The organism is Protofrankia sp. Cr1 (assembly GCF_963555865.1).
In the GTDB taxonomy this organism is placed as follows: domain Bacteria; phylum Actinomycetota; class Actinomycetes; order Frankiales; family Frankiaceae; genus Protofrankia.
This window is the reverse complement of record NZ_CAUVXO010000065.1, coordinates 4831-12172: the sequence shown is the minus strand read 5'-3', so window position 1 is coordinate 12172 and position 7342 is coordinate 4831. Positions and strand designations below refer to the sequence as shown.

Annotated in this window: 4 protein-coding genes and 1 pseudogene; 1 reads left to right on the top strand and 4 read right to left on the bottom strand. The window is 66.1% G+C overall.

From position 1 onward, the window contains the following. Positions 1-5: 5 nt before the first annotated feature. From U9980_RS08390 to eutB, 4 genes are all read right to left on the bottom strand, one after another. Positions 6-431, bottom strand: a complete 426-nt coding sequence (locus U9980_RS08390; protein ID WP_322749795.1) for a hypothetical protein — start codon at positions 429-431, stop codon at positions 6-8. Then, a complete protein-coding gene (locus tag U9980_RS08385; protein ID WP_322767414.1) occupies positions 428-3193 on the bottom strand; it encodes a PA14 domain-containing protein in 2766 nt (921 codons plus the stop codon). Before U9980_RS08385 ends, U9980_RS08390 begins: the two co-directional genes overlap by 4 nt. 33 nt (positions 3194-3226) lie before the next feature. Continuing rightward, positions 3227-4408, bottom strand: coding sequence for a glycosyltransferase family 2 protein (locus U9980_RS08380; RefSeq protein ID WP_322767413.1), 1182 nt, complete (start codon positions 4406-4408; stop codon positions 3227-3229). A gap of 914 nt (positions 4409-5322) precedes the next feature. After that, the gene (gene eutB / locus U9980_RS08375) at positions 5323-6927 is read right to left on the bottom strand and encodes an ethanolamine ammonia-lyase subunit EutB (RefSeq protein ID WP_322767412.1); all 1605 of its coding nucleotides are present in this window, start codon (positions 6925-6927) and stop codon (positions 5323-5325) included. Positions 6928-7049: 122 nt separating this feature from the next. Between eutB and U9980_RS08370 the strand changes: the two are divergent. After that, positions 7050-7342 (top strand): annotated as a pseudogene (locus U9980_RS08370) (Fe-S oxidoreductase); the annotation flags it as partial.

Genomic DNA, 7342 nt, shown 5'->3' with positions numbered 1-7342 from the left:
TGGAATCAGGATGCGCAGACGGTATCGCCGCGGGAAGCTGTCTTTCCGGGTCCGGCGAGATGCTTGCTGTCCACACCGATCACCTTGAGCGGGCCGAATCCGGCCGCCCGCAGGAAGTCACAGTCGACCGTGCGGCCACCGGGAGCGACCTTCGGAACACAGACGTTGGAGTTACCGCCCGCGTCCGCATAGTTGTGGTCACAGCCGTCCACCCACAGTGTCGCCGGCGACGGTCGACCATTTCCATGTGGCTGCACCCGACCGCTGAGGTCCCGGTTTCCCGGACCCACGGAATGCTCAACCGCGACCTGCCGAACCCGCCCGTCGGCCCGGGTGTCCGCCGTCGACCCGGTCACCCGCAGGGTGACGAGCAGGCCGACGGCGACGCACAGCACGGTGGCCGCACCGAGCAGAATTCTTTTTCTGGTCATCCGACATGCACCCACTTGGCCACGGACGGCACCCCGTTCATATCTTGGGCGAACATCATGTAATAACCGGCCGGCAGCAGGTTCGGGTTGTCCGGGACGCTCACGCTGATATCCGTACCCGTTCCGGACAGCGGCAGGTCGACGCTCCGCTGGTTCGGGTCGGACTGATGGGTCACCGACGCCGGGCGGATCAGCGTGACGCGACCGATGTTCCCGCTCACGGTCAGTTTCTGCGTCGATCCATAATCGAACTGGTCGCCGGCGTTGGAAATAGTCGGGCGGTCCCTGGACATGTACCAGGGTGAATAGATGGAGATACCCAGGTCGAAATCGCCGGTGGCCGGATTGTTCCCGATGGTCGCCACCCGGCCGTCCGGAAGCAGGAATGCCTCCGAATGGTACATCCGATCGGCTGGGTCAGCGGGCAGCGATGTGAAGGCGTTGGCGACCGGGTCGTACATGGACGCCTCATGTACGGCGTACTGGGGATAGTTGTGCTTCGCACCGCCGGTCTCGAACACCTTGCCGTCGGGCAGGATGACGGCGCTCACATACATCTTCGCCGCCGGCAGGTCCGGCCCGGCCGTCCACTGTGGATCTTCCTTGCTGAGGTTGATGATGTCCGTGTGGTTCGTCGGATCGAGGTCACTGTAGGAGTTGCCGCCGCCGAAGTTGGCCACCTTCTGGGCCTGCGCCGGCGGTAGGAGCACGGTGGCACCCTGATCCCGGAAATCGATGTCCCGCAGCCCCGGAACGTCAGTGATCGTCCCGGTGTCGACGTCGTAGATCTCCGACCCCGAGGTGTTCGGAAGAGCGTTGCCGAAGGTATGCGTCCCGCCGTAGAAAAGCCGGCCGTCCGACATCAGCACCATGGTGGGATACAGACCCCAGTAGAAGTACGTCTGCGGGACCTCGTTGAAGGGCTTCCACTGACCCTTCGTCGGGTCGAACATCTCGACGGCGACGTTTCCCGAACCGTTCTCGTTGAGCCCGCCGGTGGCGAATACCGAACCATTGCCGAGGTTCACCAGTGACGGGTACCAGTGCCCACCGCCCGGCATGTCGTTCGTCTTGGTGTAGGTACCGGTCATCGGGTCGAAGATGTAGCTGCTCGCCAGACCCTTGTAGTTCGTCGTGGGCGTCGGGTAAGCGAGGGTACCGCCAGCCAACAGGATTCGTCCGTCGGGAAGCTGGGTGTGCCCGACGCAGAAGAGATCCTCCTGGGTCGGAACATCGACGAAGTCGCCGTTCGACGGGTTCCAGATCTTGGAGACGAACTGGTTGTTTGCCGCCGCCGTCCCGTTGTTGCCAGATCCGGCAACGAGCAGGACGTTCCCTGTACGCAGCACCGTGGCGTGCACCGAGCGGACCGGAGAATCGTACGGCAGAGCCTGCCAGGAACCCTGACAGTCGCCCGTGCAACCGCCCGGTGGCGGCGGCGGAACGTCCCCCGCGGCTCCCCCACCGGTATAGCCGGCCCGCACGAGCCCGCTGCCGCCGCCCTGGTAGTACTCGACGTTCACGACGTGCTTTCCGGCCGTGACCGGCACGGTCGCCGTATAGGTGGTCGGCCCCTGGTCCTGCCATTGGTTGATGACAGCCGTGCCGTCGACATAGACACGCACGCCGTCGTCCGCCGTTACCGTGAACGTGCTGTTCCCGGCCCGGAACTGGTCGGTCCGACTCCAGCGTGCCGAGAAGTTGTACGGGCCGACACCATCCACACCCGGCCCGTTCTCACCGTAGTCGTAACTGAGTGTGGCCTCACAGCGTTCGGTCTTCGGTGGTCCCGACAGGGTTCTGTTGGGAAAGTAGGACGCCGCCCACTGGGTGGACAGGCAGGTCAACGACGACGGCGGAGCCGCGGCGGCGTACGACACCTGAGCGACTGCACCACCGCCGTGCTCGAAGTACTCGACCTTGACCGTGTGGTCGCCCGCCGTGACAGTCGGGCTGGCGGTGAAGGTGGTCGGCCCCTGGTCCCGCCACTCGTCGATCACCAGCGTGTCGTCGACGTACACCCGAATGCCGTCGTCGGCCTCGGCGGTGAACGTGACGGTGCCGGCCGAGAACTTCTCGGTCCGGGTCCACCGAACCGAGAAGTTGTCCGCGTTGATACCGGGGACGTCCGGTGCGCCGGTTCCCCAGTCATGGCTGATGGCATCCTCACAGCGCCCGCGCGGGGCACCGGCAAGCGCCGTCCCGGAGAAATACGACGCCGTCCACTGGACGGGCGCACACGTCGGCGGGGGCGGCACCGGCGGGGCGTAGCTGAACTCGGCAAGAGCGCCACCGCCGTTCTGGTAGTACTCCACGACTATGGTGTGCTGACCAGCTGTCACCGAGGGGTTGGCGGAATAGCTGGTCGGGCCCTGGTCCTTCCATCCGTCAATGACGGTGCTGCCGTCCAGGAGAACGCGGATTCCGTCGTCCGCGGTCGCGGTGAAGCCGTACTCACCCGGGTCCAGATAGACCGTACGGGTCCACCGGACCGAATACCCGGACCCGCCTAGACCGCCGATCCCGGGGCCCGTCTCCCCCCAGTCGAAACTGATGTCGGTGTCGCAACGCGAGCCCACCGTCGGCCCGGCCATTGTCGTGTTGGCGAAATAGTCGCCGGCCCATTGTGTGTCCGGGCAGGTGACAGCTTTCGCCGTGCCTGGATTGACGACGACAAGCACCACGAACTGGATGGAGGCGATCGCGAGAAGTCCCGTCAGGGCGCGTCTGCGCCCCGACCTCCGACGTCCTCCCCTAAACATTTCCACCACTCCTGATCGGGATTGTCCGCCGGCTCATGCCTCGGCCTCCCCGGCGGCCCCGGTGATCGACCGCCTGGGCGACCGGAACGGGTTTCGCACCGTCGGTCGATGCTCGCCGTAGACGATCCGGTCGACCAACATGTAACGAACACCAACAGCGATTGCCAGGGTCGCGACGGTGGCCGTACCGAGGCTGATATGCCAGCGCTCCACAAACAGTCCGAGCAGCGGGAGGCGGATGACGAGATCGACGTTGTTCAGTAGTGCGAACGGCACGTACCGGCGAATTCTGGACTGGTTTCCGCGCTCCCAGACAAGCAGGTCAGCGCCGACGAAATTCCATAGGATGGCGACCTGGGTAGCGATCACCGCCGCCGGCACATAATGCATGCCGCTGTGGTGCAGAAACGCCGTACCAAAAACGTTCGGCAATGTCCCGGAGGCGCCTACGAGCGCAAACCGCGCAGCCCGGGGCAGGCGGAGTGAGAACAGCCGCCGCGCAAAGCGGACCCCCTCGGACATCGAGGCGTTCGATGATCCGGCATGCCGTTCGCCGAAGACATACCCGACCTCCGCGACCCGCAGGCCGCCGGAACGAACCAGCAGCTCAAGCAGGATCTTGTACCCGTTCGGCCGGAGCCGGTCGAGGTCCAGCGCCGCGATCCGGACGAGGAAGAACCCGCTCATGACGTCCGACACGCCGCGCAGTCGCAGCGGGAAAAGCATCCGGGACAGCAGATTCGCAGCGGATGACACGACTCGACGGCGCCCGTTCGCCAGACCCGAGGCACTGCCGCCGTGGACGTAACGACTGCCGACGACAACATCGACGTCGCCGGCACCAGCCGCGGCAAAGAGCTCTGGAATCACCTCCGGTGGATGCTGCAGATCACCATCGAGAATCACCGCATAGTCGGCGTGACAGAGCCGGATGCCTTCGGTGACGGCGCCACCGAGCCCGCCCACCCGATAGGGGGCGGGCCGGTGGTGGACACGGATCCGCATCCGTACAGAACCACGGAGCGCTTTTATGATCTCCGGCGTGGCGTCGTCCGAATCGTCGACGAAGATGACCTCGCTGGGTAGATCGGCCAGCGCGGCGTCAAGCCGGCGAAGGAGCGGCTCGACATTCGCGGCCTCGTTCCGGGTCGGCACCACCACCGACACCAGTACCTGCTCGTCCGGCCGATAGCCGGCGACAGATGTGGTGCGCATGGTCGAAACCACCATTGAGGAAGCTCGCGGCCGCGGCACCAGGTCTGCCAGCTGCGCATCGAAAATGCGCTCGTCAGGCATGCTCATCCGCTGGTCTCCCCCCGGTTCGGGACGGCGGCCAACGCGGCAACCGTCCACTGGGTACGTCAGATGCCGGGACCGGGATTTCCCGGTCCGGCATGCTCGGCGCCGCCGGCTTGGCTACCGGAATTCGCGCCGAGCGGGCGCGATCCGCCGCGAAGGCCGTCGCGGAAGAAAGCAGGTCGCGCGGAAAAAGCCCACGCGAAAGAATTCCTGACCCAGCTGGATCAGAACTGAACAAACGGTTTGGCGGCCTGGTGGCCGGGCGGCCCGAGAGGGCATCGGTTGGGCCAAAGGCGGCGCGATCATGGCCTTTTCGCGCCACCGGCGGCCCGAGAGGGCATCGGTTGGGCCAAAGGCGGCGCGATCATGGCCTTTTCGCGCCACCGGCGGCCCGAGAGGGCATCGTGCAAATCGTTCCGGTGTGCAGCGAACGTACCAGGAGTCGATCGAGGCGAGGGCCGGCCGAGATGTGACGCGCATGTATCGGTGGGTTTTCGTCGCTGGCGAGCGGATCGTAAAACCCGCCGATCTCACCGTCAGTTATGGCCTGACGTGCGGAAACTACCCCGCGTAGCCGTCTTTGTTCTCATTATCGTGCATTGTTTATATGCTATGAACCGCACCACAAAGATCGCCGTCGGGGCTCCTCTGCGCTTCCGCCGTGCCGAGCGGCCGAGATCGAGACCGCGATGACCCTTCTCGTACTCAGAAGACCGGGCGACGCGGCGGCGTACCGGGGCCTGCAGGGACGGCGCGCAGTGGTGACGTGTTCCTGACAGCGTACCTCTACGGACACCCCATTGCGTTCTTATCGACTCCGGCCGACACCATCACGTCCACACCCGGTTCAGGGCATCGGCGGGCAGCCAGGCGTCCCGGCTCCGTCTGACCGGCGTCGACAGGTCAAGATCATCTAGGCTGGCGAACCGTCCCCTGGGTGGCACGGCCCGCCGCGCCGCCCAGGCAGCGAATTCCGGGGCCGGCGTCAGGCCGAAGAGCTCCCGCATCCCGACGACGTCACGAAACCCGGTCGACGACTGATGCAGACTCGCCTGGACGTCCTGGACGTCCTGGGCCGCCAGCCCCCACGCGCTCGCGGAGGCACGCAACGTCTGGTTACGCAGGGCCAGCGCGTCCGGGGCCACCCCGGTGACATGGTTGCTGCCCGCCGCGGCCAAGAGCAACAGAAGGTCCGCACCGGTGTTCCGGCCCGTGTCGACGTCGCCCCCGTATGACTCGCCCCCGTATGACTCGCCCCCGTATGACTCGCCCCCGTATGACCCGCCCCCGTATGACTCGGCCGGGTACGAGCCGCCGATGCGCCGCTTGGCTGCGTAGGACACATCGCAACCCATCGGGAGCCCGAGTAGCTTGCCGACAAAATGGTCCTCTAGTCCGGCCCGGATGATCTGCCGGGAACCGGCCAGATATTCTCCGCCGCTGGATCCGATCACGGAGCTGACCAGAAACGGATCAAAAGCGCGAGCGACACCGAATGCACGCGCGGACAGGGTGAGTTGGTCCACCCCATGGTGTGCCTCGACGGACAGCGCATTTCCCTGCCCCGCCTCGAAGTACATCACCTGGTCGCCGCTGAAGTCGGCGGCGCGTTCCCGGTGGTGCTCGAGCACCGCCTCACGCGCTTGCGCGAGGAGGTCCAGGGTGATCCCGAACGCACGGTCCGCCCGCTGTGTCCCGGCAACGGAGGCGGACAGCAGATCGACCGGAGCACCCGCCTCCATCAGGCCCAGCTGGGTGGTGAGATGGCCCAGGACGCAGGTCTGCGCCGGTGCCCCGAGCTGTCCGACCAGCGTGGCCAGACCATGCAGGATCCGCTCGACCCGCCCGGTCGAGGCGCCTCCCGGATCCACGCTGACGACGGCGTCACCGCAGCCGAGGGCCAGCCCGTCCAGTGCCAACAGGAGGAAAGCCTCGATGTCGTCAGTCGGCTGGTCCAGCTGGAAACCGATGCCGAACACGCCTGTTCCGCCCATTGTGTTTCGACAACGGGTGACCGTCCGCAGTGGTTTCGCGGCAACAACGAGATCCCGATCGGTCATGATTTTAGCCACCGCCGCCGCTATCTCGGGCGTTATTCCCGCAGCTAACCCCGCGTCCCATTGCAGGGAGAACTCCGGCCGCAGGACCAACTCGCGGAATTCACCGACGGTCAGGGCGCAGACGGCACCGAACCGCAATTCGTCGTGGCCGTCGTTGATCAAATCGGTGACCGCGTCCTCGATCAACGGATTCGCGACGATTTCGCTGAGCCGGACATCCGCGAGCGCTCGTCGGGCCGCGACCCGCTGAGCCGCCGAGTACGCGGCCACCCCCGCCAGCTGATCACCGGACTTCGCCTCGCCCGCCTTGGCGAACAGTTCCACGAGATCGGCGAATACGTAACGCTCGCCATGCACGACCGACTGGAAACTCAACCGTCCACCTCATGTATCTGGTCACATCGTCGCGGCCGCGTGCCCTTCGGCCCCCGGTGGTCACTGGTGAACCTCCCACGGGACCCTCCTGCATGTCGCCGGCGACCCCGAGGATGAGGGGCGTGTGCATCACGACGCGACAGCGGGAGGCACCCCTGAAAGCGACCTTGGCGGCGATCGCACCGGTACTCGCCCCGCAGGTGGCACGGATCGGCCGCGCCGAGCCCGGCGCCGGCTGGTCGCGTCGCGCCGATCTGCTCACCGGCGCCGGCCTGGACGCGATGGTGCGCGAGCTGCGCCAGGCATACGGCTATGACCGGGAGGTGGCGGTCAGCAGCTTCCTGGCCGCGTACACCGCCGGCGTGGCCGGACCGGCTATCGCCGCGTATGTCGTGCGCCACCGGGTGCCGGACCT

Excerpts from the sequence above, each read along its gene's own strand:
- U9980_RS08390 (WP_322749795.1), bottom strand. The coding sequence starts at position 431 with ATGACCAGAAAAAGAATTCTGCTCGGTGCGGCCACCGTGCTGTGCGTC.
- U9980_RS08385 (WP_322767414.1), bottom strand. The coding sequence starts at position 3,193 with ATGTTTAGGGGAGGACGTCGGAGGTCGGGGCGCAGACGCGCCCTGACG.
- U9980_RS08380 (WP_322767413.1), bottom strand. The coding sequence starts at position 4,408 with ATGCGCACCACATCTGTCGCCGGCTATCGGCCGGACGAGCAGGTACTG.